The organism is Kitasatospora sp. NPDC054768 (assembly GCF_053612025.1).
Window position 1 is genome coordinate 13,392 of sequence record NZ_JBSHBN010000044.1, and the last position, 23,900, is coordinate 37,291.

Annotated in this window: 20 protein-coding genes; 7 read left to right on the top strand and 13 right to left on the bottom strand. The window is 75.4% G+C overall.

What is annotated here, in order from left to right; translation table 11 throughout:
* The first annotated feature begins 111 nt into the window (after positions 1 to 111).
* Entirely contained in the window at positions 112 to 1,170 is a 1,059-nt protein-coding gene (locus tag ACWGKU_RS16035; RefSeq protein ID WP_452178615.1) for a polysaccharide deacetylase family protein, read from the top strand.
* Positions 1,171 to 1,289: 119 nt separating this feature from the next.
* Here ACWGKU_RS16035 and ACWGKU_RS16040 read toward each other — a convergent pair whose 3' ends face one another.
* The 6 genes from ACWGKU_RS16040 to ACWGKU_RS16065 form a co-directional block, all read right to left on the bottom strand.
* Positions 1,290 to 1,757, bottom strand: coding sequence for a GNAT family N-acetyltransferase (locus ACWGKU_RS16040; protein ID WP_380355251.1), 468 nt, complete (start codon positions 1,755 to 1,757; stop codon positions 1,290 to 1,292).
* On the bottom strand, positions 1,754 to 2,455 hold the full coding sequence (locus tag ACWGKU_RS16045) for an exonuclease domain-containing protein (protein WP_452178616.1): 702 nt from the start codon (positions 2,453 to 2,455) through the stop codon (positions 1,754 to 1,756). Before ACWGKU_RS16045 ends, ACWGKU_RS16040 begins: the two co-directional genes overlap by 4 nt.
* Before the next feature lie 388 nt (positions 2,456 to 2,843).
* A complete protein-coding gene (locus ACWGKU_RS16050) occupies positions 2,844 to 4,778 on the bottom strand; it encodes an FtsX-like permease family protein (RefSeq protein ID WP_452178617.1) in 1,935 nt (644 codons plus the stop codon).
* Entirely contained in the window at positions 4,775 to 5,524 is a 750-nt protein-coding gene (locus ACWGKU_RS16055) for an ABC transporter ATP-binding protein (RefSeq protein ID WP_401046922.1), read from the bottom strand. The genes ACWGKU_RS16050 and ACWGKU_RS16055 overlap by 4 nt, the downstream gene beginning before the upstream one ends.
* 56 nt (positions 5,525 to 5,580) lie before the next feature.
* The gene (locus tag ACWGKU_RS16060; RefSeq protein ID WP_452178618.1) at positions 5,581 to 6,084 is read right to left on the bottom strand and encodes a GNAT family N-acetyltransferase; all 504 of its coding nucleotides are present in this window, start codon (positions 6,082 to 6,084) and stop codon (positions 5,581 to 5,583) included.
* Positions 6,085 to 6,131: 47 nt separating this feature from the next.
* A complete protein-coding gene (locus ACWGKU_RS16065; protein ID WP_401046911.1) occupies positions 6,132 to 7,406 on the bottom strand; it encodes an SAV2148 family HEPN domain-containing protein in 1,275 nt (424 codons plus the stop codon).
* 406 nt (positions 7,407 to 7,812) lie between these two features.
* Between ACWGKU_RS16065 and glgX the strand changes: the two genes are divergently transcribed.
* From glgX to treZ, 3 genes are all read left to right on the top strand, one after another.
* A complete protein-coding gene (gene glgX / locus ACWGKU_RS16070; protein WP_401046914.1) occupies positions 7,813 to 9,936 on the top strand; it encodes a glycogen debranching protein GlgX in 2,124 nt (707 codons plus the stop codon).
* 180 nt (positions 9,937 to 10,116) lie between these two features.
* On the top strand, positions 10,117 to 12,603 hold the full coding sequence (gene treY, locus ACWGKU_RS16075) for a malto-oligosyltrehalose synthase (RefSeq protein ID WP_452178619.1): 2,487 nt from the start codon (positions 10,117 to 10,119) through the stop codon (positions 12,601 to 12,603).
* A complete protein-coding gene (gene treZ, locus ACWGKU_RS16080; RefSeq protein WP_452178620.1) occupies positions 12,603 to 14,375 on the top strand; it encodes a malto-oligosyltrehalose trehalohydrolase in 1,773 nt (590 codons plus the stop codon). The genes treY and treZ overlap by 1 nt, the downstream gene beginning before the upstream one ends.
* Positions 14,376 to 14,384: 9 nt before the next feature.
* Here the strand turns inward: treZ and ACWGKU_RS16085 are convergent, their stop codons facing one another.
* Entirely contained in the window at positions 14,385 to 15,278 is an 894-nt protein-coding gene (locus ACWGKU_RS16085; protein WP_452178621.1) for a transketolase family protein, read from the bottom strand.
* Positions 15,279 to 15,415: 137 nt separating this feature from the next.
* Complete coding sequence (locus tag ACWGKU_RS16090) at positions 15,416 to 16,132, bottom strand: thiamine pyrophosphate-dependent enzyme (RefSeq protein WP_452178622.1); 717 nt, start codon at positions 16,130 to 16,132, stop codon at positions 15,416 to 15,418.
* A 57-nt stretch (positions 16,133 to 16,189) separates the two neighbouring features.
* On the opposite strand from ACWGKU_RS16090, the gene soxR reads away from it, so the two are divergent.
* Together soxR and ACWGKU_RS16100 are read left to right on the top strand one after the other, a co-directional pair.
* Positions 16,190 to 16,738 (top strand): redox-sensitive transcriptional activator SoxR, encoded by a 549-nt coding sequence (soxR, locus tag ACWGKU_RS16095; protein WP_359909625.1) that lies wholly within the window; start codon positions 16,190 to 16,192, stop codon positions 16,736 to 16,738.
* A 43-nt stretch (positions 16,739 to 16,781) separates the two neighbouring features.
* Complete coding sequence (locus ACWGKU_RS16100) at positions 16,782 to 17,705, top strand: phosphotransferase family protein (RefSeq protein ID WP_452178623.1); 924 nt, start codon at positions 16,782 to 16,784, stop codon at positions 17,703 to 17,705.
* A gap of 5 nt (positions 17,706 to 17,710) precedes the next feature.
* On the opposite strand, the gene ACWGKU_RS16105 is transcribed toward ACWGKU_RS16100, so the two are convergent.
* Positions 17,711 to 18,232: a GNAT family N-acetyltransferase gene (locus ACWGKU_RS16105; RefSeq protein WP_401047601.1), complete on the bottom strand. Its 522-nt coding sequence runs from the start codon at positions 18,230 to 18,232 to the stop codon at positions 17,711 to 17,713.
* Positions 18,233 to 18,267: 35 nt separating this feature from the next.
* Positions 18,268 to 18,921, bottom strand: a complete 654-nt coding sequence (locus ACWGKU_RS16110) for a formylglycine-generating enzyme family protein (protein WP_401047598.1) — start codon at positions 18,919 to 18,921, stop codon at positions 18,268 to 18,270.
* A gap of 175 nt (positions 18,922 to 19,096) precedes the next feature.
* Between ACWGKU_RS16110 and ACWGKU_RS16115 the strand changes: the two genes are divergently transcribed.
* Positions 19,097 to 19,672 carry a helix-turn-helix domain-containing protein gene (locus ACWGKU_RS16115; protein ID WP_452178624.1) on the top strand — a complete coding sequence of 192 codons (576 nt, stop codon included), beginning with the start codon at positions 19,097 to 19,099 and terminating at the stop codon, positions 19,670 to 19,672.
* 70 nt (positions 19,673 to 19,742) lie between these two features.
* On the opposite strand, the gene ACWGKU_RS16120 is transcribed toward ACWGKU_RS16115, so the two are convergent.
* From ACWGKU_RS16120 to ACWGKU_RS16130, 3 genes are all read right to left on the bottom strand, one after another.
* A complete protein-coding gene (locus ACWGKU_RS16120) occupies positions 19,743 to 20,663 on the bottom strand; it encodes a dihydrodipicolinate synthase family protein (protein WP_452178625.1) in 921 nt (306 codons plus the stop codon).
* A gap of 1 nt (position 20,664) precedes the next feature.
* The gene (locus ACWGKU_RS16125; RefSeq protein ID WP_452178626.1) at positions 20,665 to 21,465 is read right to left on the bottom strand and encodes an aldolase; all 801 of its coding nucleotides are present in this window, start codon (positions 21,463 to 21,465) and stop codon (positions 20,665 to 20,667) included.
* Positions 21,466 to 21,730: 265 nt separating this feature from the next.
* On the bottom strand, positions 21,731 to 23,821 hold the full coding sequence (locus tag ACWGKU_RS16130; protein WP_452178627.1) for a HelD family protein: 2,091 nt from the start codon (positions 23,819 to 23,821) through the stop codon (positions 21,731 to 21,733).
* Positions 23,822 to 23,900 lie beyond the last annotated feature (79 nt).

The window sequence follows — 23,900 nt, forward strand, 5'->3', positions numbered from 1 at the left end:
TACGGCGGGTCGGTCCGGTCCGCAACCGCGGAACGTACGATCGGCGTCCTGTCGGACAGTCGTCCTGACCCGAGAGATCGGCACCGCACTCGCACCTCAGGAGCCGCCGCCATGCACCGGACCGCCCGCCGCCCCTCCGCCCCGACCCGACCGTCCCGATCCGGGCGCCGGCTGCTCGCGGGCTGCGTCGCGGTGGCCGCCGCCCTGGGGCTGGCCGCGTGCGGGACCGCCAGCGGGGCACTCCGGCCGCCGAGCGCGGCGGCGCCGTCCGGGACGCAGACGCCGGCCGCCACCGAACCGGGCGGGACGGCGGCGACCACCCTCGCGCCGGCGCCCGGATCGGACGCCGTGCCACCGGGCGCGGGCTCCCCGGCCGCCCCCGCACCGGCCGCCCCCGCACCGGCGGTGCCGGCGAAGCCGAGGCCGACCGCGGCCACGGGCTCCCCCGTCTCCACCGTGCCGACCACTCCCACCACGCCCACCACACCCACCGCTCCGGCCACCCAGACCCCACCGGTCACCCCGACCGCCGCGCCGTCCTCGCCCGCCGTGCCGCCCCCGCACACCGGCGCGGGCACCGTGATCGGCTCCACCGCCTCCGGCGGCCGCACCGTGGCGCTCACCTTCGACGACGGCCCCGGCCCGGCCACCGGCCAGATCCTCGACCTGCTGGCCCAGTACCACGTCAAGGCCACCTTCTGCCAGATCGGCCAGAACGCCGCCGCCAACCCCGCCATGGTCAAGCGCGTCCTGGCCGCCGGGCACCGGCTCTGCGACCACAGCGTCCACCACCCGCAGCCGTTCGCCAAGCTCCCGCACGACAAGGCCGTGGCCGAGATCACCGACGCCCGGAACATGATCGTCCAGGCCGGCGGCCCCGGCACCGGGGTCGGCTGGTTCCGCGCCCCGGGCGGCGGCTTCAACGCCGACAACGAGCACATCACCGCGAGCCTCGGGATGTCCTCCCTCGGCTGGTCCGTCGACCCGCGCGACTGGGCGCGTCCGGGCACGCCGGCCATCGTCTCGGCCGTGCAGAAGCAGCTCAGGCCCGGCGGCGTGATCCTGATGCACGACGGCGGCGGCGACCGCAGCCAGACCGTGGCCGCACTCAAGCAGCTGCTGCCCTGGCTGGTCGCCCAGGGCTACACCTTCGACTTCCCGGCCGCGTAGGCCAGGGCCGTCGGGGCCTCGGCTCCGCCCGGAACGCTCCGGGCGTTCCCCCCGTTCTCCCCCACCTCCCCGGCCCCCGTACCGCGGACGGCTCCCGTACCGCGGCCGTCCGGGCCGCGTCAGGGCACGCGCAGCCGGTAGACCTGCCGGGAGCCGCCCTCCGGGCCCGGGGCGGCGGCCTCGGCCGGGGTGAAACCCAGCCGCTCGTAGAAGACCCGGGCGCCGCTCGCCACCGCGCCCGGGTGGTCCGGGCCGAAGGTCACCACCTCGACGGTGGCCGGGCCCCGGACATGACGGCGCAGCACGTCCTCGACCAGCTCCCGGCCGACACCGGTGCCCCGGGCGCGCCCGGCCACCACCAGCCAGTGCAGGTGGTACGGCCCCGGGCCCGCGGCGCCGAACAGCAGGCCGCCGAGCAGCCCCTCGCCGTCCTCGGCGACGGTCGCCAGGCCCCCGTCGATGCTGCCGCGCACCGCACGGTGGAACCCCGGCTCGGCGACCATCGGGCCGAACCAGTGCTCGACCTCGGCGGCGAGGGCGAGGAAGCCGGGCAGGTCCGCGGGGCGCGCGGGCCGCACGGCCGTCACCGGGCGGGCCAGCGCGGGTCGACCACCGCCTGCGGGTCCTTGCCGCGGCGCAGCCAGGCCTGGAGGCCCTCGGCCCACTGCCGGTACCAGTCGATCTGCCGGCGGTGCAGCTCGGCGGGCTCCAGCGCCCCCACCTCGGCCGGGTAGCGCCCGGCCAGCGCGACGGCGACCCGCACGGCGGCGAGCGCGTCGCTGCCCGCCTCGTGGGCGTCCGTCAGCTCCACCCCGTACAGCTCGCAGACCCGCTGCAGGGTGCGCGAGCCCTTGCGGTACTTGTCCACGGCCCGGTCGATCACCAGCGCGTCCAGCACCGGCCCGACCGGCCTGCCCAGGCGCTCGGCGAGCGTCGCCAGCCCGTGCCGGCGCAGCTCGGCGTCGAGCAGCGACAGGTCGAACGGCGCGTTGAACGCCACCACCGGCCGCCCGGCGGCGATCCGCTCGCACAGCGCGGCGGCTATCTCCTCCACCGCCTCCTTCGCGGGCCTGCCCTTGCTCCGCGCCACCTCGTCCCCGATCCCGTGGATCGCCGCCGCCTCGGCGGGTATCGGCACCCCGGGGTCGAGCAGCCAGTGCGCGGCGCCCACCCGGGCGGCCCCGACGGTGTCCACGAGCGCGGCCGTGACGATGCGGTCCACGGCCGGGTCGGTGCCCGTGGTCTCCAGGTCGAAGCCGACCAGTGGCTGCTGCCACCAGCTCATCAGGTGTGTCCTTCCGTCCTGCCTCTCGAAACAGCCCCTATCATCACCCGGCCCACCGACAACCCGGCCCGCGGGGAGCCCGGTCACGGGCCCGCCCGGGCCCCGGGCGCGGACGAAGGGGCCGCCCCCGAGCGGCGCCCCGGTCCTGCCCGTGCCCCCTCGTCGGCCCGATGCCGCACCGTTTCGCGGCCGGCGCGACGAGCGCCGGGCCGGGCGTCCGGCCGTGACGTCGAGCCGCCCGGCGCGGCCGTGCCGAACCCGTGGGAGTGCTGAGAGCCCGTCATGCCGACCGGGGCGGGCGCGGCGTGCGACCGGGGCGGGCGCGGCGTGCGACCGGGGCGGCCGGCGTGGGCCAGCGGGGCGGGGTGGGCCAGCGGGGCGGGGTGGGCTAGCGGGGCGGGGTGGCGAGGGCGAGGCGGCTGGGGAGGACGCTGGAGGCGACGGCGAGCAGCAGGCACAGGGCGGTGCCGGCGCCGAGCGGTGCCCAGGGCAGTCGCAGGGCGACGGTGGCCCGGCCGGCCAGGATGCGGTGGTTGAGCAGGGCGGTGGTGCCGTACTGGGTGAGCGCGGTGACGGCCAGGGCGAGCAGCGCGGCGGTGGCGACGACCAGGACGGCCTCCAGCGCGACCATCGACGTGACCTGGCGGCGCACCGTCCCGGCCAGCCGCAGCACGCCGAAGTCGCGCCGGCGGTCGGCGGTGCTCATCACCATGGTGTTGACGATCGCGATCAGCGCGTAGAGCAGGGCGGGCCCGAGGATCGTGGTGGTGGCGATCCAGGCGTAGTGGGCGCCGGGGTCGGGCCCGGGGTCGTGGGCGTCGGTGAGGGTGCCGCCGAGCCGGTCGGCCGGTTCGGCGTCGAGGTGGACGGCGGCGGGACGGGCGCCCGCCAGGTGGCCGGCGACGGCGTCGCCGCTGAGCAGGACCTCGTCCAGGCCGAGCTGGGTGCGGTAGACGAGGGCGAGCCGCAGGCTGGTGACGGTGCCGTCGGCGAGGCGCAGGTTGACCTGGTCGCCGAGTTTCCAGCCGTGGCCGCGGACCTGGTCGGTGGAGGCGGCGAGGGTGGCGCCGCGCAGGTCGGCGGCGCTGCCGTCGACGGCGGGCAGTGTCCAGGCGGTGGCGAGGTCGCCGTCGACGACGGTGGCGGCGGACGGCGCGCTCGCGGGCGAGTCCTCGCCGTGGTCGTCGAAGGCGGGGGCGGCGGCGCCGAGGCCGGTGACCACGGTGGCGGTGGTGGCGGTGGCGTGCAGTCCGGGGCGGGCGGCGGTGAGCCGGTGGGCGGCGTCGGCGGGCAGCGGGGCGCCGCCGGGGCGCAGCACGTACGCGGCGGCGGCGAGGGCCCGGTTCTGGGCGGTCATGGCGTCGGCGAAGGCGGCGGTGGAGCCGACCACGGTGCCGGTGAGCGCGATGGCGAGGAAGGCCGGGGTGGCGGTGGAGACGGTGCGGCGCACGGCGGTGAGGGCGTTCTGCCGGGCGAGCAGCGGGGCGGCGGCGACGGCCCGGGCGAGCGGGGCGCTGAGCAGTCGCAGCAGCGGCGGTACGACGGCCGGTGCGAACAGGGCGAGCGCGGTGATGGCGAGCAGGTCGGCGCCGAGCACCCACTGGGAGGCGAGTTGCGGGTCGTCGGGCTGGTCGCCGGGGGCGGGGGTCATGGTGGGCGCGGCCAGGTAGTAGCCGACGGTGCCGGCCAGGGCGGTGAGGCCGAGCAGCGCGCAGGTCCAGCGCAGCGGGGTCATGGCCGCGCGGTCGGCGGCGGCGTCGCCGAGCGCCTCGACGGCGCGCACCCGGCCGGCCCGCAGGGCGGCGGTGACGGCGCCGAGCAGGGCGACGAGGAGGCCGACGGCGGCGGCGAGCAGCATCGGCCCGGCGGCGGGGTGCGCGGTGAATCCGTCGGGGGCGGCCCCGCGGGCGACCAGCCAGGCGGCGAGCGCGGGTGCGCCGGGCAGCGAGAGCAGGCAGCCGCTGACGGCGGCGGCGAGGGCGACGACGGCGGCCTCGCCGGTGATCAGCCAGACGATCTGCCGGGGCGTGGCGCCGACGGCGCGCAGCATCGCGATCTCCTGGCGGCGCTGGGCGAAGGCGAAGGTCCCGGCGACGACGAAGACGGCGACGAAGGCGGCCATCGCGGCGGTGAACTGGAGCACCTTGTGCAGGGAGGGTGCGCCGAGCGGGGAGTCGTCGCCGGCGGTGTCGTGGAGCAGGCTGCCGGTGGTGGCGACGAGCAGGACGCCGAGGGTGAGGGCGACGTAGGAGCCGGCGAAGGCGGACTTGCGCCGCCGCAGGCTCGCGGTGGCGACCGGCAGCAGGGTGGTGATCGAGGTCATGCCGCCGTCTCCAGGGCGGTCATCCGCTCGGCGACGTGCTGGGCGGTGGGGTGGGGCAGGTCGTCGACGATCCGGCCGTCGGCGAGGAAGAGCACGCGGTCGGCGTAGGCGGCGGCGACCGGGTCGTGGGTGACCATGACGGTGCTCTGGCCCTCCTGGTCGACGAGGTCGCGCAGCAGGGCGAGGACGTCGCGGCTGCTGGCTGAGTCCAGGGCGCCGGTCGGTTCGTCGGCGAACAGCATGCGCGGCCGGGTGATCAGCGCGCGGGCGATCGCGACGCGCTGCTGCTGGCCGCCGGAGAGCTGGGAGGGCAGGTGTCCGGCGCGCTCGCCGAGGCCGACCTGGGCGAGCGCCCCGCGCACCTGCGCGGGGTCGGGGCGGCGGCCGGCCAGCCGTAGCGGCAGCCCGACGTTCTGTTCGGCGGTGAGCGAGCCGACCAGGTTGAAGGCCTGGAAGACGAAGCCGATCCGCTGGCGGCGCAGCACGGTGAGCTCGGTCTCGCCCAGTGCGCCGAGGTCGGCCCCGTCCAGGGTGACCCGGCCGCTGTCGGGCCGGTCGAGGCCGGCGCAGCACTGGAGCAGGGTGCTCTTGCCGGAGCCGGAGGGGCCCATGACGGCGGTGAAGCCGCCGCGGGCGAACTCGACGTCCACCCCCCTGAGCGCCCGTACGGCCTCCGGGCCGGTTCCGTAGGTGCGGTGTACGTCGTCGAGCCGCAGGACGGCCCCATTCTCCCCCGTGATCTTCACAGCAGCCACACCTACCACGGTGGCCACGGCCCTGACCAGGTGGTTTGGGGGAATCGTTATGCCGTCAGCCGCCGTGCCCCGCCGAGGACTTCGGCGCGGACCTCGGTCCCGCCGACGGGGCGGTGCAGGAAGACGTCGACCGGATCCTCGTGGACGACGGTGAAGCCGTGGCGTTCGTACAGTCGCTGGGCGGCGCTGCCGCGGAGGACGACGAGGCGGAACGGTTCTCCGGCGGCGTCGGCCTCGGCGAGGAGGTGGCGCAGCACGGCGGTGCCCAGGCCCCGCCCCTGGAGGTGCGGGGCCAGGTAGAACAGCTCCAGGTGGCGTCCGCCCCGCTCGTCGGGGCGGACGGTGACGCAGCCGGCGAAGGCCCGGTCCACCAGGATGACGGAGGTGTACCTGGTCGAGAAGGACGCCCTCACCCGCTCCCGGGAGCGGGCCGGGTCCCAGCGGCCGAGGCGTTCCAGGTCGGCGCGCATGACCTGGGCCTTGAGGTCCGTGACGGGTTCGAGGTCCTCGGGCGCGGCGGGGCGCAGGCTCCAGTCGGGGGCGATGTTCACGGCCCGCAGTCTGGCAGCCGCGTCACCGCTCCGACCAGCCGTTTTCGTCAGGACACCGGCCGGGAGTCGGCCCAGGCGCCCTCGAACTCCTCGCGGTAGACCTCCAGCAGTCCGGCCTCGGTGCCGCCGGGCTGCTGGCCGGCGCCGCCGCGCAGCACCAGGGCCGGGGACTCCATGCCGCGGGCGCGGCGCAGGTAGGGCTGGATGACGCCGAGGTCGCGGCCCTGCCGGCGGCCGCCCGCCTGGCCGGCCGTGCGGGGGCCCTCGACCAGGTAGGCGGTGAAGCGCGGGGTCTCGTCGAAGACCCGGATCTCGAAGCCGCCCTGGTCCCGCAGCCGGGCCCGCACCCGCCGCACGTGCATGATGTTCATTTCGATGGAGCGCGACAACTCGCTGCGGCCGAGGCCGAGTTCGCGTTCGCGGCGGCGCACCGCGCTGCTCGCCGGGTTGAGGAAGAGCAGCCGCACCCGACAGCCTTCGCCGGCCAGGCGCACCAGGCGCTTGCCGGTGTAGTTCTGGCAGAGCATGCCGAGGCCGATGCCGAGGGCGTCGAGGCGCCGGGCGCCGTCCAGCAGGTCCTCGACGGGGAGGTCGCGCTGGAGCCGGACCCGGTCGGCGTGCACGGCGACGACGTCCGCGTACCGGCCGGCCACCAGGGACTCGACCACGTCGGCGGGCACCCCGCCGGCGCCCCCGTCCAGGACGGCCAGCAGCCGGGCGGCGGCCCGCTCGGTCTGGGCCAGCACGGTCTGGGTGAGCACCCGGTTGCGGGAGACCACGTGCCGGGCCACCTCCAGCTCGTCGAGCGCCAGCTCGATCTCGCGCCGGTCGGCCAGGTACGGCTCGAAGCAGGGCCAGTGCTGCACCATCAGTTCGCGCAGCTGGGGCAGGGTGAGGAAGACGAGCGGGTCGTCGTCGGCCGGGTCGAGGAGGTAGCCCTTGCGGCGGCTGACCTCGCGCACGGCCCCGGCGCGGTGCGCCCACTCCTCGCCGGCCGGCCCGGCGGCGGCGGTGACCCAGTCCTCGCCGTGGGCGGGGGCGTAGATCGGGTGCAGCACCTCGTCGACCAGGGCGCGCAGCCGCTGTTCGACCAGGTTGAGCCAGACGTAGGCGCGGCCGGACAGCCGGACCCGCTGGTAGGCGTCCTCCCATTCGCCGGCCGACCAGGCCAGTGCGGGTATCTCGACCGGGCCGCCCTGGGCGGGCACCAGGGCCCGGCCGGTCAGGGTGGGACGCATGACCACCGTGGGCGCCTCGCTGCGGGTCGCGCCCCGGTCGGGGCCGCCGGGCCCGGAACCGCGGCCGCCGGCGGGGAACACCATGCGCCACCTCATCTGGTTGCTGCGGCCGGCCCCCGCGGGCGCGGGGACCGTCGAAAGCCCGTCGGCCCGCCCCGGGCGGCCGGACGATCAAGGGTACTGCCCGCCGCGAGCCGATCGCAGCCGGATGCCCGGGGCCCCTCCCGCACCACCGGAGCACTCTTCACACGAATGCCCGACGGGCGCTCGTTCGGCCCAACCCGGGCCGGATGTCCCGGCCCGCGGGGAGGGGCTCGGGGAGTATGCCCTGTGCCGCGCGTCACGGCGGCTGTGCCGTGCGTCACGGCGCACGGTCACGCACATGCCCGGCCGCCCGGCCGGGAAGAGAGCGTCCGGGCCCCGGCAGGCGGCCGGTCCCGTTGTCGGAGCACACGTCAGTTTCCGTCGGCAGCAAGGAAGTTGAGAAGTCATGCAGGTCTGGCCCGGTACGCCCTACCCGCTCGGCGCCACCTACGACGGGGCCGGCACCAACTTCGCCGTGTTCTCCGAGAGCGCCGACCGGATCGAGCTGTGCCTGATCGCCGAGGACGGCTCCGAGACGGCCGTCGAGCTGCGCGAGACGGACGCCTTCGTCCGGCACGCCTACCTCCCGGGCGTCCAGCCCGGCCAGCGCTACGGCTTCCGCGTGCACGGCCCGTACAACCCGGGCCTGGGCCAGCGGCACAACAGCGCCAAACTGCTGCTGGACCCGTACGCCAAAGCGATGAGCGGGCACATCGACTGGGACGAGTCGGTCTACGGCTACCACTTCGGCGCCCCCGAGCGCCGCAACGACCTGGACTCCGCCCCGCACACCATGCACTCGGTGGTGATCAACCCGTACTTCGACTGGGGCACCGACCGGCCGCCGCGCACCGACTACCACCGCACCGTCATCTACGAGGCCCACGTCAAGGGCCTGACCCGGCTGCACCCGGGCATCCCCGAGGAGATCCGCGGAACGTACGCGGGCCTGGCCCACCCGGCGGTGATCGAGCACCTGGCCAAGCTCGGCGTCACCGCGATCGAGCTGATGCCGGTGCACCAGTTCGTCCGCGACCACCGGCTGCGGGACCTCGGCCTCGCCAACTACTGGGGCTACAACACCGTCGGCTTCTTCGCCCCGCACTCCTCCTACTCCTCCACCGGCGACCGCGGCCAGCAGGTGCAGGAGTTCAAGTCCATGGTCAAGGCGCTGCACGCGGCCGGGATCGAGGTGATCCTGGACGTCGTCTACAACCACACCGCCGAGGGCAACCACCTGGGGCCGACGCTGTCGCTGCGCGGCCTGGACAACGTCTCCTACTACCGCCTCGCCCGCGACCAGCGCTTCTACGAGGACACCACCGGCACCGGCAACAGCCTGCTGATGCGCAGCCCGCACGTGCTCCAGCTGATCATGGACTCGCTGCGCTACTGGGTCACCGAGATGCACGTGGACGGCTTCCGCTTCGACCTCGCCGCCACCCTCGCCCGGCAGTTCCACGAGGTGGACCGGCTGTCCTCCTTCTTCGACCTGGTCCAGCAGGACCCGGTGGTCTCCCAGGCCAAGCTGATCGCCGAACCCTGGGACCTCGGCGAGGGCGGCTACCAGGTGGGCAACTTCCCCCCGCTGTGGACGGAGTGGAACGGCATGTACCGGGACACCGTGCGGGACCTGTGGCGCGGCGAGAACGCCACCCTCGCCGAGTTCGGCTCCCGGCTCACCGGCTCCGCCGACCTCTACCAGGACGACGGCCGCCGCCCGATCGCCTCGATCAACTTCGTGACCTGCCACGACGGTTTCACCCTGCGCGACCTGGTCTCGTACAACGAGAAGCACAACGACGCCAACGGCGAGGACAACCGGGACGGCGAGTCCTTCAACCGCTCCTGGAACTGCGGCGTCGAGGGCCCCGCCGCCGACCCGGCCGTCGAGGAGCTGCGGGAGCGCCAGCAGCGCAACTTCATCGCCACCCTGATGCTCTCCCAGGGCGTGCCGATGCTCTCGCACGGCGACGAGCTCTGCCGCACCCAGCTGGGCAACAACAACGCCTACTGCCAGGACAACGAACTCACCTGGGTGCACTGGCCCGAGGGCGACGGGCCGCAGGCGCGGCTGCTGGAGTTCACCCAGGGGATGATCTGGCTGCGCCGCGACCACCCGGTGTTCCGGCGGCGGCGGTTCTTCCACGGGCGGCCGGTGTCCGCCTCCGGCGGCTTCGACGACCTCACCGACATCGCCTGGTTCACCCCGACCGGGGAGGAGATGACCAAGCGCAACTGGGGCGCCAGCTACGCCAAGTCGCTGACCGTCTTCCTCAACGGCTACGCGATCTCCGAACCGGACCGGCGCGGCGGCCGGATCGTCGACGACTCCTTCCTGCTGCTGTTCAACGCCCACTCCGAACCGCTGGAGTTCACCGTGCCCGCCGACCACGGGCAGGAGTGGCAGGTCGTGGTCGACACCGCCCGGCCCCGGCTGCCCGCCCCCGGCACCGGCGCCCGGGTCAAGGCCGGGGACGCCCTCTGGCTCACCGACCGCTCCCTGATGGTGCTGCAGCGGCCCGCCTAGGTGCTCCGGTCCGTACCGGCGGTGCCGCGGCGCCCCGCCTGGGGCGTGCCGGCGGTGCCGCGGCGCCCGGCCGGGCCGGTCACCGAACGCGGCGCGGGCCCTTCGGACGGCCGGGGGCGGTCACCTGTTCGGGCCAGCAGCGGGTCTTGGCGGCGGCCTCCCCCGGGTACCTATGGAGCTATGACCCCCGCCGCCGAGCCCGCGCAGCCCCGCCCGGCCGCCACCGTCCCCTCGTCGTCGTACCGCCTCCAGCTCCAGCCCGGCTTCACCCTCCACGACGCCACCGGCGCCGTCCCCTACCTGGCCGCCCTCGGCGTCTCCCACCTGCACCTGTCCCCGCTGCTGGAGGCCGTCCCCGGCTCCACCCACGGCTACGACACCGTCGACCACACCCGGATCAGCGAGCAGCTCGGCGGCGAGCCGGCGCTGCGCGAACTGGCCGCCGCCGCGCACCGCCACGGCCTGCGGCTGATCGCCGACGTGGTGCCCAACCACATGGCCGTGCCCGCCCCCGAACGGCTCAACCGGCCACTGTGGCAGGTGCTGCGCGACGGTCCCGACTCGCCGTACGCGCGCTGGTTCGACATCGACTGGACCGCCCAGGCCGGCCCCGCCGACGCCCCCGGGCGCGGCCGGGTGCTGCTGCCGCTGCTCGGCGACCGGCTCGGCGCCGTCCTGGACCAGCTCACCGTGGACGCCGTGGGGGCGCCTCCCGGCCGCCCGGCGGGGGGAGTGCTGCGCTACCACGAGCACGAGCTGCCGCTGCGCCCCGGCACCGAGGAGCTGCCGCTGTCCGAGCTGCTCGGCCGCCAGTGGTACCGGCTCGCCTGGTGGCGCCTGGCCCGCACCGAGCTCAACTACCGGCGCTTCTTCACCGTCAACGAGCTGATCGCGCTGCGGGCCGAGGACCCGGAGGTGTTCGCCGCCACCCACGCCGTCCTGCTCGGACTGCACGCGGACGGCGTCCTGGACGGCTTCCGGATCGACCACCCGGACGGGCTCGCCGACCCGCGCGGCTACCTGCGGCGCCTGGCAGCGGCCACCGGCGGGGCGTCGGGGACCACCGGCGGGGCGTACGTCGTGGTCGAGAAGATCCTCACCGGCGAGGAGCGGCTGCCCGAGGACTGGCCGGTGGCCGGCACCACCGGCTACGACGCGCTGCGCCGGATCGACGGCGTGCTCACCGACCACGCGGGCGCCTGCCGGCTGGCCGGGGCGTACGAGTCCTTCCGGCACGGCGGCCCGGTCCGGGACCTCTGCGCGGACCCGCACCCCGCCGTCGCCGAGGCCCGGCGCGGGCGGGCCGACATGGCCGGGCCGGACGGCGAACTCGCCGCCGAGGTCGACCGGCTGGTGCGGATCGCGCTGCGGATCGGCGCCGCCGAGCCCGCGCACGCCGACCACTCGCCGGGGCAGCTGCGTGCCGCGCTCGGCCGGCTGCTCACCGGCTACCCGGCGTACCGGCCGTACGCCCGGCCCGGCGAGGCGGTCCCGGCCGCCTCGGCGCAGCAGCTGCGGGCCGCCCTGGAGGGCTCCGCCGACCCGACCGACCGGCTGGTGGCCGCACTCGCCCTCGGCGAGCTGGGCCGGGGCGCCGACAAGGACGAGTTCTGCACCCGCTTCGCCCAGACCGCCGCCGCGGTGGCCGCCAAGGGCGTCGAGGACACCGCCTTCTACCGCTGGAACGCCCTGCCCGGCCTCAACGAGGTCGGCGGCGAGCCCGCCCGGCCCGGACTGCGCCCCGCGGACTTCCACGACTGGTGCCGCTACCTGGAGCGCACCTGGCCGCACAGCATGACGGTGCTGTCCACCCACGACACCAAGCGCAGCGCCGACGCCCGGGCCCGGCTCGCCGTGCTCGCCGAGCGGCCGGACGCCTGGGCCGCCGAGGCCGCCGCCTGGTCCACCGCCGCCGGCCCCGGCTTCGACCCGGACGCCGACTGGCTGCTGTGGCACACCCTGGTCGCCGCCTGGCCGATCGGCCCGGACCGGCTGGTCGCCGCCATGCTCAAATCCGCCCGCGAGGCCAAGCTCCACACCTCCTGGACCACCCCCGACCCCCGCTACGAGCGGGCCCTGGAGCAGCGCGCCCGCGCGGTCCACGCCAACCCCGGGCTGCTCCCCCGGATCGAGGGCGCCGTCCACGCCCTCGCCCCGTACGCCCGCGCCAACACCCTGGCCGCCGCGCTGCTGCACCTCACCGTGCCGGGCGTGCCGGACCTCTACCAGGGCAGCGAGGAGCCGCTGTACACCCTGGTCGACCCGGACAACCGGGGCGTGGTGGACTTCGGCGCGCTCGCCGTGCGGCTCACCGACGCGGCCGCGCCGCGCCCCGGCGACCTCGCCCGGGAGAAGCTGCACCTCACCACCACCGCGCTGCACCTGCGCCGCGCCCGCCCGCTCGGCCCGTACCGGCCGCTGCACGCCGCGGGCCCCGCCGGTGACCACCTGCTGGCCTTCGCCCGGGGCGAGGACGTGGTCACCGCCGTCACCCGGCTGCCGTACGGGCTGGAGCGGGCGGGCGGCTGGCGCGACACCGTGCTGGAGCTGCCGGCCGGCGGGCCCTGGACGGACGAGCTGACCGGGCGCGACCTCCCGGCGGGCACGGTGCCGGTGGCGGAGCTGCTGGCGGCCCTGCCGGTGGCCCTGCTGACGAGGAGGCACTGATGCCGCGCTACCAGGTGTGGGCGCCCAACGCCGCGTCCCGCGTGCGGGTCGACGTCAACGGCTTCGCCTACGACTTGGCCCGCTGCCCGGACCGGGACGGCTGGTGGTCCGGCGAGGCCCCGGCGGGCGACTACGCCTTCCGGCTGGACGACGGCCCGCCGCTGCCCGACCCGCGCTCGGCCCGGCAGCCGCACGGCCCGGAGGGGCCCAGCCGCGCGGTGGACCACGCCGCGTTCCGCTGGTCGCGGCCCGGCCGGCGCGGCCGGGCGCTGCCCGGCGCGGTGCTGTACGAGCTGCACGTGGGCACCTTCACCGCCCGCGGCACCTTCGACGCCGCCGCCGAACGCCTGGACCACCTGGTCGAGTTGGGCGTGGACTTCGTCGAGCTGATGCCGGTCTGCCCGTTCCCCGGCCGGCACGGCTGGGGCTACGACGGGGTCTCGCTCTGGGCCGTCCACGAGCCCTACGGCGGGCCCGAGGGGCTCAAGCGCTTCGTGGACGCCGCCCACCGCAAGGGCCTCGGGGTGGTGCTCGACGTGGTGCACAACCACCTCGGCCCGTCCGGCAACCACCTTCCCGCGTACGGCCCGTACTTCACCGACCGGCACCACACCCCGTGGGGCTCGGCGGTCAACCTGGACGCGCCCGGCTCGGACGAGGTACGCGCCTACCTGATCGGCAGCGCGCTGGCCTGGCTGCGCGACTACCGGATCGACGGGCTGCGGCTGGACGCCGTGCACGCCCTCGCGGACGACCGGGCCGTCCACTTCCTGGAGGAACTCTCCGCCGAGGTGGGGAGGTTGGCGGTCGCCACCAACCGGCCGCTGTTCCTGATCGCCGAGTCCGACCTCAACACCCCGGCCACCACCGCCCCGCCCGAGGCGGGCGGACAGGGCCTCACCGCGCAGTGGAGCGACGACTTCCACCACGCCCTGCACTGCGCGCTCACCGGCGAGTCCCAGGGCTACTACGGGGACTTCGCGCACGCGCCGCTCGCCGCCCTCGCCAAGACGCTCACCCGGGGGTTCTTCCACGACGGCACCTGGTCCTCGTTCCGCGGCCGCCGGCACGGACGCCCGTTCACCCCGCCCGGCAACGGCCACCGGCTGCTCGGCTACCTCCAGACCCACGACCAGGTCGGCAACCGGGCGCTGGGGGACCGCGTCTCCACCAGCCTCTCCCCCGGCCGGCTCGCCTGCGGCGCGGCGCTGGTGCTCACCTCACCGTTCACCCCGATGATCTTCATGGGCGAGGAGTGGGGCGCCGCCACCCCCTGGCAGTACTTCACCGACCACACCGACCCGGACCTCGCCGAGGCCGTCCGGCAGGGCCGGCGCCGGGAGTTCACCGGGCACGGCTGGGCCGCCGAGGCCGTCCCCGACCCCCAGGAGCCGGCCACCGTGCTGCGCTCGGTCCTCGACTGGACCGAGCTCCGGCGCGCCCCCCACGCCGAACTGCTCACGTGGTACCGGACGTTGATCCGGCTGCGGCGCGAGCGCCCGGAGCTGTCCGACCCCGACCTCGGCGCGGTGCGCGCGGACTTCGACGAGGCGGCGGGCCGGCTGGTGGTGCACCGGGGGCCGTACCGGATCGCCGTCAACCTCGGGCCGGACGGGGCCGCGCTGCCGCTCGGGGCCACCGGGCGCGAGGTGGTGGCGGCCTTCGGGGCGGCGGAGCTGGAGGGGACGGCGGTGCGGCTGGCGGCGGACGCGGTGGCGGTCGTCGCCGTGCAGCCCGGCCGGACGTTCACCGGCACGACGGGCCCACCGTAGCGGCCGGGCTCACCGGAGGAAGGTGCCGATCCGCTCCCGGAGCGCCGGGGCGTCCAGGCCGTAGGCGGCCAGGTGCTCCGCGATCGAGCCGTAGTGCCGGTGCTCCTCGCGCGGCACCCCCAGGCCCAGCACCCGGTGCGGGCGGTCGGCGAGCGCCGCGTGCGCCTCGTTCGCGGAGGTGCCCGCCAGGTACGGCTCGACCAGCACCACGTCCGCCCGGTCGCCGAGCGCCGCGCGCAGCCCGGCGGCGTCGAAGGGGCGCACCGTCGCCGCGTACAGCACGGCGACGTCCAGGCCCTCGGTGGCCGCGAGCACCGCGTCCAGCATCGGCCCGACGGCGAGCACGGCTCCGCGCGAGCCGGACCGGACGGTGGTGAAGCGGCCCGGCTCGACCGGCACCGCGGCCGCGTTCCGGTGCTCCGAGAGCCGGACGTACACATTGCGGTCGCCGTCCGCGTAGGCGTGGCGCAGCAGTCGCTCGGCCTCGTCCGGGTGGCCGGGGACGTGGACCGTCCAGTCCGGCAGGGTGTCCAGCAGGGCGACGTCGCCCGGGGACATGTGGGTGCGGCCGCCGGCCGGCCAGTCGTACGAGCCCGCCGCGCTCACCAGCACGGCGCCGACGCCCTGGTGGACGAGGTCCAGCTTGACCTGTTCGAAGGGCCGCTCGATCAGGAAGCTGGCGAAGGTGTGGGCGATCGGACGCATCCCGGTGAGCGCCAGGCCGCCCGTCGCGCCGATCAGCAGCTGCTCGCGGATGCCGACGTTGACCACCCGGTCGGGGTGGCGCTGCTGTGCCGGGGCGAAGGCGGCCGCGGTGATGTCGGCGAGCACCACGGCCAGCCGGGGGTCCTCGTCCAGCAGGCGGGTGGTCACGTCCACGAAGCGCTCGCGCATGGTGTCCATCGGTGAAGTTCCTCTCGGGGGCTCGGTCTTGGCCTGATCGGTCGTGGCCTGATCGGTCGTGGCCTGATCGGTCGTGGCCTGATCGGTCGTGGCGGGGCGGGTCGTGGTGTCGGCGGGCCGGGGCTGCCGCCGGGTGCTCAGTGCTGCTCCTTGGGCTCGACCCGGGCGACCACCACGTGCGGGCGGCCCGGGTGCTCCGCGGTGTACGCGCGGTGCAGCGCCTCGTGGTCGCGCCCGTCCACCGTGGCGGTCGACCAGCCCTCGGCCGCGAAGCGCTGGGCGATGCCGCCCTGCCAGCCGTGCGTGGCCGAGGAGTTGTCGATCACCACCACGTGCAGCCGCTCCAGCCCGTAGGCCCCGGCGAAGGCCACCGCCTCGGCGTTGGAGCCCTCGTCGAACTCCGCGTCGCCGACCAGCACCCACACCGCCGGGTCGGTCAGGCCCTGCGCCCGCAGCCCGAGCGCGGTGCCGACGGCCAGCGGCAGGCCGTGTCCCAGCGAGCCGGAGGCGATCTCGACGCCCGCGAGCAGGGTGCGGTCCGGGTGGTGGCCGAGCGGCGAGTCGTAGCCGCCGAAGCTCGGCAGCACGGCCGGGTCGAGGAAGCCCTTGGCCGCCAGTACGGCGTAGTACGCCATCGGGCCGTGGCCCTTGGAGAGCAGGAAGCGGTCGCGGTCCTGGGCCTCTGCGGTCTCCGGGGCCACCCGCAGCACCCGGTCGTACAGCACCCAGAGCGCGTCCAGGGTGGAGGTGGCGGCCGGGCCGTGCTTCTCGGCGCCGGTCATCAGCGCCATCAGGGCGGGCAGGTCCTCGAATCGGGTGCCGGTCGCGTTCGTGGCGGTCGCGTTCGTCGTCATGACCACGATGCTGCACCTTAAAGCCGACTTGAGGTCAAGCGGCTACAGTGGGTTCCCATGACCGCCCACTCCGACGGCCGCCGGGCCCCCGGCCCGCACCACGGCGACCTGCTCACCATCGGCCAACTCGCCCGCCGCAGTGGCCTCGCCGCCTCCGCGCTGCGCTACTACGAGAGCCTCGACCTGATCCAGGCCACCCGCACCTCCGGCGGCCAGCGCCGCTACACCCGCGGCACGCTGCGCCGGATCGCCTTCATCCGCGCCGCCCAGCGGGTGGGCCTCTCCCTGGACGAGGCGAAGGTCGCCCTCGACCGCCTCCCCGAGCGCCCGGCCCCCAGCGGCACCGAGTGGGACCGGGTCGCCGCGTCCTGGCAGAGCCGGATCGACGAGCAGATCGCCGAACTCCAACGGCTCAAGGCCAAGCTCACCGGCTGCATCGGCTGCGGCTGCCTGTCCCTCTCCCGCTGCGCCCTCTACAACGCCGCCGACCGCGCCGGGGAGGCCGGCCCCGGCGCCCGCTACCTGCTCACCCGCGACCCGGACGGCGGACCCGAACCGGTCCCGTCGGGCATGGAGACCTGCGGCACCCGCCCGGAGGGGCACTGAAAACCCTTTGCGCCGGGGCCGTTCACCTGCCTACGGTACGCCCGTGCTGCCCTTGGTGCTGACGGACGAGGAGTGGGACGCGGTCGTCCCCGACGAGACGGTGATGCGCCCCGGCGCCGAGGCGCTCTGCGCCCGGCTGGGCGTCGGAGGCCTGCCCCTGGAGCGCTTCCCCGAGGGCTCCGTGCCGGTCTACGCGGTCGGCGACGCGCTGGTGCTCAAGCTGTTCCCGGCCGCCTCCGCCCGGGACGGCATCGTCGAGGAGCGCGTGCTCACCCGCCTGGACGGCGCACTGCCGATCCCCACCCCGACCGTCCACGAGGCCGGCGAGTACGTCAACGGCTGGCGCCACGTCCTGATGTCCCGTCTGCCCGGCGAGGGCCTCGCCCCGGCCTGGCCGCGCATCCCGCCGCCCGACCGCGAGCGGATCGCCCGCCGCTGCGGCGAGGCGCTCGCCGCCCTGCACGCCCTCGACCCCGAGCCGCTCGCCGACGTCCTCGGCCCCGGCGACTGGCCGGCCTTCCTGGCCCGCCGGGCCGCGGGCGCGGTGGCCCGCCAGCGCGAACGCGGGCTGGCGCGGGAGTGGCTGGAGCAGATCCCGGACTTCCTCGCCGCCGCCCCGCTCCCCGCCGCACCCGGGCGCTCCCTGCTGCACACCGAGTTCATGCGCGAGCACCTGCTCACCGACCCGGCCGACGGCTGGCGCCTCACCGGCCTGATCGACTTCGAGCCCGCGATGATCGGCGACCCGGCCTACGACCTGGTCGCCGTCGGACTCTTCACCACCCGGGGGGACCCGCACCTGCTCGGCCATCTGCTGAACGCCTACGGCCGCCGCTTCGAGCCCCGGCTGCTGATGGCATGCACCCTGCTCCACGTGTACAGCAATCTGCCGTGGTACCTGCGGGAGTTGAAGCCCGCGGCACGGACGCTGGACGCCCTCGCCGAGGAGTGGTTCGGGATCGCCTAGACGCCCTACGGACGCGGGTCGGTGCGCAGCAGGCTGTACCGGACGACATCGCGCCACGCGCCGGCCCGGAAGGTCACCGCGCGCTGCACGCCCTCCCGGGTGAAGCCGAGCTTCTCCAGGACGCGCTGCTCGGCCAGGTTGCCCGCCTCGGTGTCCGCCTCCAGCCGCATCACCGGGGAGTGCGCGAACAGGTGGTCCACCAGCAGCCGTTGGGCCCGGGTGCCGATCCCGCGCCCGCGCACGTGCGGCAGCAGCTGCACGCCGATGCTCCAGTACGGGGCGGACGGCCGCACCCCGCTGCGGTTGGCGGCGACGAAACCGCCGAACCTGCCCCCGACCTCGACCGCGAGCATCCACTGCCCCTCCTCCAGCAGCCCGCTCTCCAGCCACCGGCGGCGGTACCGCTGCGGATCGCGCCAGCCGTACCACTGGAACTCCCCCAGCATCTCCGGGTCGTTCACCAGCCCCTCGACCACGGGGAGGTCGGCCTCGGCTATCGGGCGCAGGGACACTGATTCATCACTCATGCAGGCGCCAACGCCCGAGCGGACTCGACGGTTCCTCAACCGAGCGGCGGCCGGGGACCGGTGCGCGGCAGGCTGTGGATGGAGCGGGCGAGCCGGAATCCCACGTCGTCGATCCGCAGCGTCGGGTGGCTCCGGCGGCGGACGGAGGCGCGGCAGCTCCAGTGCTCGTCGAACCAGCCGCCGCCGCGCAGGACGCGGTACTCGCCGTACACCTCGGGGTCGTACCGGTCCCAGCACCACTCCCAGACGTTGCCGAGCAGGTCGTACAGCCCGTGGGCGTTCGGGCGCAGCCCGCCCACCTCGTGCGGGCGCTCGCCCGAGTTGCCGCGGTACCAGGCGATGTCGTCCAGCGGGCCGTAGCGCGGGCCGTCCGTGCCGGCGCGGCAGGCGTGTTCCCATTCGGCCTCGGTGGGCAGCCGGTAGCCGTCGGTGGCGCGGTCCCAGGAGACGTCCTCGCCGTCCACCTCGTAGGCGGGCGCGAGGCCTTCGCGCCGGGACAGCTCGTTGCAGTGGCGGACGGCGTCCAGCCAGGAGACGCTGTGCGCGGGGCGGCGGTCGCCGGTCGCGCCCTCGTACTGCTCGCGGGTCACCGGACAGGCCGCCAGCCGGAACGGGGCGACGTCGACGGCCCAACTGCGCCGGGTGCGACGGTCGGAGAGGGTGACCCGGCCGGACGGTACGGTGATCATCCGCCGATCCTAGGGCGTTTCCTGCGGGTCCGGTCGGACGGGCCGCAGGAACGCCCCGACCCCCGGCCCGGCCGGCCACCGGACGGCCACCGGGCACCGACCGGCACCGCGACCGCGCTTCCCCGCACGCCGGACCGATAATGGACGGGACGATTCCGTGGGTGAGAGGTGGCGCATGGCCGGCAGGTTGCGGGTGCTGAGGAAGCAGAACCGGCTCAGCCTGGAGGCACTCGCCGAGCAGGTCGGCGTCACCAAGAGCTACCTCTCCAAGGTCGAGCGCGGTATCAGCGACCCGTCGATCTCGACGGCGCTCAAGCTGGCCCACGCCCTCAAGGTCGACGTCGGCCGGCTCTTCTCGGACGAGGTGGAGCCCGAGCTCGTCACCGTCGTCCGGGCCGGTGAGCGCACTCCCGTCGGCACCGGGGCGGGCTCCGGCGTCTCCCGTTACGAGGGCATCGCGACCGGGCTCAGCGGCAAGCGGATGGTGCCGTTCATGATGTACCCGCCGACCGAACCGGCGGACCCGCCGTTCAAGTCGCACACGGGCGAGGAGTTCTTCTTCGTCCACGCGGGCACCGCCGTGCTGGAGTTCCCCGAGCGGAGCGTCGAACTCGGCCCCGGGGACAGCGTGTACTTCAACTCGGCGCTGCCCCACCGCTGCCGGAGCACCGGGCCGGAGCCGGCCGAGATCCTCGTGGTCATCCACGACGACCCGGACGGCCCCGCGGACCGGGTTCCCGCGCTGCCCTGACGGGCCCGGCGGGCCCGGGGCCGCCCTGAAGCCGTCCCGAGCCCGACTTCAGGGCGGCCCCACGCCGCTGTCAGGCCTTCGGCCCGGCGCCGTCCGCCAGGGCGACTCCCGCCGCGGACAGCAGCGCGGACAGCTGCGCCGTCCGCGCCCCGTCCAGCGGCAGCAAGGGGTGCCGGGGCTCGCCGACGTCCAGGCCGCACAGGGCCAGGCCCGCCTTCACCGTGGTCGGCAGACCCCCGCCGAGCAGGAACTGCAGCACCGGCAGCTGCCGGTAGAACACCCGGCGGGCCGTTTCCGGGTCGCTGGCGCGCACCGCCCGGTACAGGTCGAGGGTGAGCTCGGGGATGAGGCAGGGTGCGGCCGTGCACCAGCCGGCCGCGCCGGCCGCGAACGCCTCCAGGGCGAGCGGGTTGGAGCCGTTGTAGAACGGCAGGGCGCCGTCGGAGAGCTGGGTGAGCCGGTGCATCCGCTGGATGTCGCCGCTGCTCTCCTTGACCATGGTGATGTTCTCCACTTGGTCGACCAGCCGGTGCATGAGTTCCGGGCGGAGGTCGACCCCGGCGGTGGCGGGGTTGTTGTAGATCATCAGGGGGATGCCGATCGCGTCGGCGATCTCGGTGTAGTGCCGGGTGATCTCGCGTTCGTCCAGCCGCCAGTAGGAGAGCGGCAGCACCATCACCACGTCGGCACCGGCCCGTTCGGCGAACCGGGCGCGGCGGACGGCGCTGCGGGTGGTGAGGTCGGCGATGCCGACGACGGTGGGCACCCGGCCGGCGACGGCCGCCACCGACGCCTCGGCGGCGGTGTACCACTCCTGGTCGTCGAGGTAGGCGCTCTCGCCGGTGGAACCGAGCGGGGCGACGGCGTGGCAGCCGGAGCGGACCAGCCGGTCGATCAGCTCGGTGAGCCGGTCGAGGTCCGGGCCGCCGTCGGCCGCGGAGAACGGGGTCACCGGGTAGGCGATGATCCCTTCCAGGGTGGTCGCGGGCATCTCAGGAGTCCTTCCGGGTGACGAGGGCGTCGCCGTGGCCGGCCCGCAGGGCGCGGCGGGCGAAGTAGGCGAAGTTCGCCTGGCCGCGCTTGGGGGTGGAGATCCAGTCGTGCGCCTCCTTGGCGAGCGGTTCGGGGATCTCCTGGATCTTCCCGGCGGCCCCGGCGAGGAGCTGCAGCTCGGCGGCCCGTTCGAAGAGCAGGGCCAGGGTGCACGCCTCCTCGACGGTTCCGGTGGCGACCAGCTGGCCGTGGTGGGCGAGCAGGAGGGCGCGCTTGTCGCCGAGGGCGGCGGAGATGATCTCGCCCTCCTCGTTGCCGACCGGGATGCCGGGCCACTTCTCCAGGAAGGCGCAGTCGTCGTAGAGCGGGCACAGGTCCATGTGCGAGACGACCAGCGGGGTCTCCAGCATCGAGAGCGCGGAGACGTGCAGCGGGTGGGTGTGGATGATGCAGTTGACGTCCGGGCGGGCCCGGTAGACCCAGCTGTGGAACCGGTTGGCCGGGTTGGCCATCCCGTCGCCCTCCAGGACGTGCAGGTCCTCGTCGACGAGGAGGAGGTTGTCCTCGGTGATCTCGTCGAAGCCCAGGCCCAGGCGCTGGGTGTAGTAGGTGCCCGGGCGTTCGGCCCGGGCGGTGATCTGGCCGGCCAGCCCGGAGTCGTGGCCGGCGTCGAACAGGATGCGGCAGGTCAGGGCCAGCTTCTGGCGCACCGTCCAGTCGTTGTCGGGGATCGCGGTCCGCATCCGCTGGTGGGCCAGGTCCACCAGGTCGGTCTTGCCCGTCTCGAACGTGTCGGCCATCGCCGTGGTTCTCCTTCGCTCGTCGGTCGGAGCGGTCCGCCGGGGCGCGGGGTGCGGCCCGCACCGGCGGGCCGCGGGCAGCGGCGACCCGCCCGGCGGCGCCGCGGAGCCCCGGGAAGACACGTCATTCACTTTAGGACACCTTGTGTCCTCGCGTCGACGGGTCACCCACCACCAGGACCCCGGATCCCGGCCCCGACCCCGGCCGCGGCCCCTCCCGCACGGGAAGCCGGCCGGGCCGACTTCCCGTGCGGGAGGCACCCCGCTACGCCCCGGCCTCCCGAAGGGTCACCGTGCACAGCCGCTTGGTGGCGCGGGTCAGGGCGACGTACAGGTCCCGTTCGCCCGCGGGCCGGGCGGCGACGATCCCGTCCGGGTCGACCACGACGGCCTCGTCGAACTCCAGGCCGCGCGCCTCCGACGCCGGGACCAGCCGGGCGTACCGCTCGACCCCGGCGGCCGCCAGTTCCGCCGTCCGGCCGTCCGCGCAGACCACGCCGAGCAGCTCGCCCGGATGCGCGGCGGCCTGCGCCCGCAGCTCGCGCACCAGCTCACCGGCGAGCCGCTCCGGCGCCACCGCGACGGACCGGGGCTCCTCACCGTGCCGGATCGACCGGACCGGCGGCTGCCCCGGGGCGATCCGGCCGAGCAACTCCCCGGTGGTGGCCAGGATCTCCCGCGTGGTCCGGTAGCTGACGGTCAGCGTCCGCAGGTCGAAACGGCGGTCGACGTGCGGGGCGAGCGCCTCGTGCCAGTCCCGTGCGGTCGCCGCCGGGCCCGCCTGCGCGAAGTCGCCGACCAGTGTCATCGACCGGCCCGGGCACCGGCGCAGAATCATCCGCCACTGCATCGCCGTCAGCTCCTGCGCCTCGTCGACGACGACGTGCCCGAAGGCCTGCTCGGGCGGCCCGTCGACCAGGCTCGCCGCCTCGTCGAGGAGCGGCACGTCGGCATCGGCCCACGGCGCGCCGGGCGTGCGCAGCAGCGACGCCCGCTCGTCGTCGCCGAGGTGCGGCAGGCGCGCGGCCAGTGCGTCGGCGTCGGCCAGCAGGGCGTCGACGACCTCGCCCGGCACGAGCCGCGGCCAGAGCTCCTCGACGGCCCGGTCCACGTACGCGTCGTCCAGGAGCGCGGCCCGGACGGCGTCGGCGTCGAACTCGTCGGCCCCCGTGGCGGGTTCGTCGTCGACGCCGAGCCTGCGCAGGTCCCGGGCCGCCATCCGGTCGAGGTCGATGCCGGTGAGCAGCGCGACCTCGGCGTCGATGCGCTCCAGCGCCTCGACCGTGCCGCGGGCCAGCGCGCCGGTCAGGGAGTCCACCAGCAGCTCCAGGAACAGCCGGCGCGCCCGGTTGTGGGCGAGGCCGCTCGCCTGCGCCGCCGCCCGCGCCCCGGCGACCTCCGCCTCCTCCAGGCGGACCCACTCCCGCCCGACCCGGACGGTGAAGTCCCCGCCCGGGGCCTGCCGCGAGCGGACCGACCCGGCCAGCGCGTCGGCCAGTTCGACGCAGCCCTTGAGGCGCGCCGCCCCGAACCCGTCCACGGCGCCCGGCGCGACGCCGGCCAGCTCCTCGCACGTCGCCAGGACGACGTCGTTCTCCCCGAGCGAGGGCAGCACCTGGGAGATGTAGTCGAGGAACCGCGCGTTCGGACCCAGCACCAGCACACCGCGCTCGGCCGCCTTCGGGAACGCGTACAGCACGTACGCGGCGCGGTGCAGCGCCACCACCGTCTTTCCGGTGCCCGGGCCGCCCTGCACCACCGTCACCCCGCGGTGCGACGAGCGGACGATCGCGTCCTGCTCGGTCTGGAGCGTGGCGACCGCCGTCCCCATCCGTCCGGTCCGCCGCTCCCGCAGCGCCGCCGCCAACGGGCCGTCCCCCACGACGTCCCCGGCGGCCGGCTCCGAACCGTCCAGCAGTTCGTCGCTCACCCCGACCACCGTGCGGCCCGTCAGGCTCAGATGGCGGCGCCGCCGCAGCCCCAGGGGGTGGACCGGCGTCGCCTCGTAGAAGGCCCGTGCCGCCTCCGCCCGCCAGTCCACCAGCAACGGCAGCTCGTCCTCGTCCCGTTGCAGCCCCAGCCGCCCGATCCGCAGCACCGTCCCGTCCGCCAGGTCGATCCGGCCGAAGACCAGCCCGCCCTCGGCGCCCTGCAGCCGGCGCACCTCGCCCGCCAGCCGCCCGGCCGCCACCTCCCGCTCGTACACCTCGCCCGCGCCGTCCGCCGCCGACGCGAGCACCCGCCCCAGCTGCTCCCGCGCCCCGGCGAGCCGCTCGTCGAACAGCTCGCCGATGACGGACACCTGCACCCGCTCCAGCTCCACCTGCTGTGCGGCGTTGTCGTGGATCTGCGACAAGGAAGAGCCCCCTCTCGATTCGACCCGCCACTATGCAGAGGAAATCCGGGGAAGTAAATGTTGACTTGTCCGGTTCGCA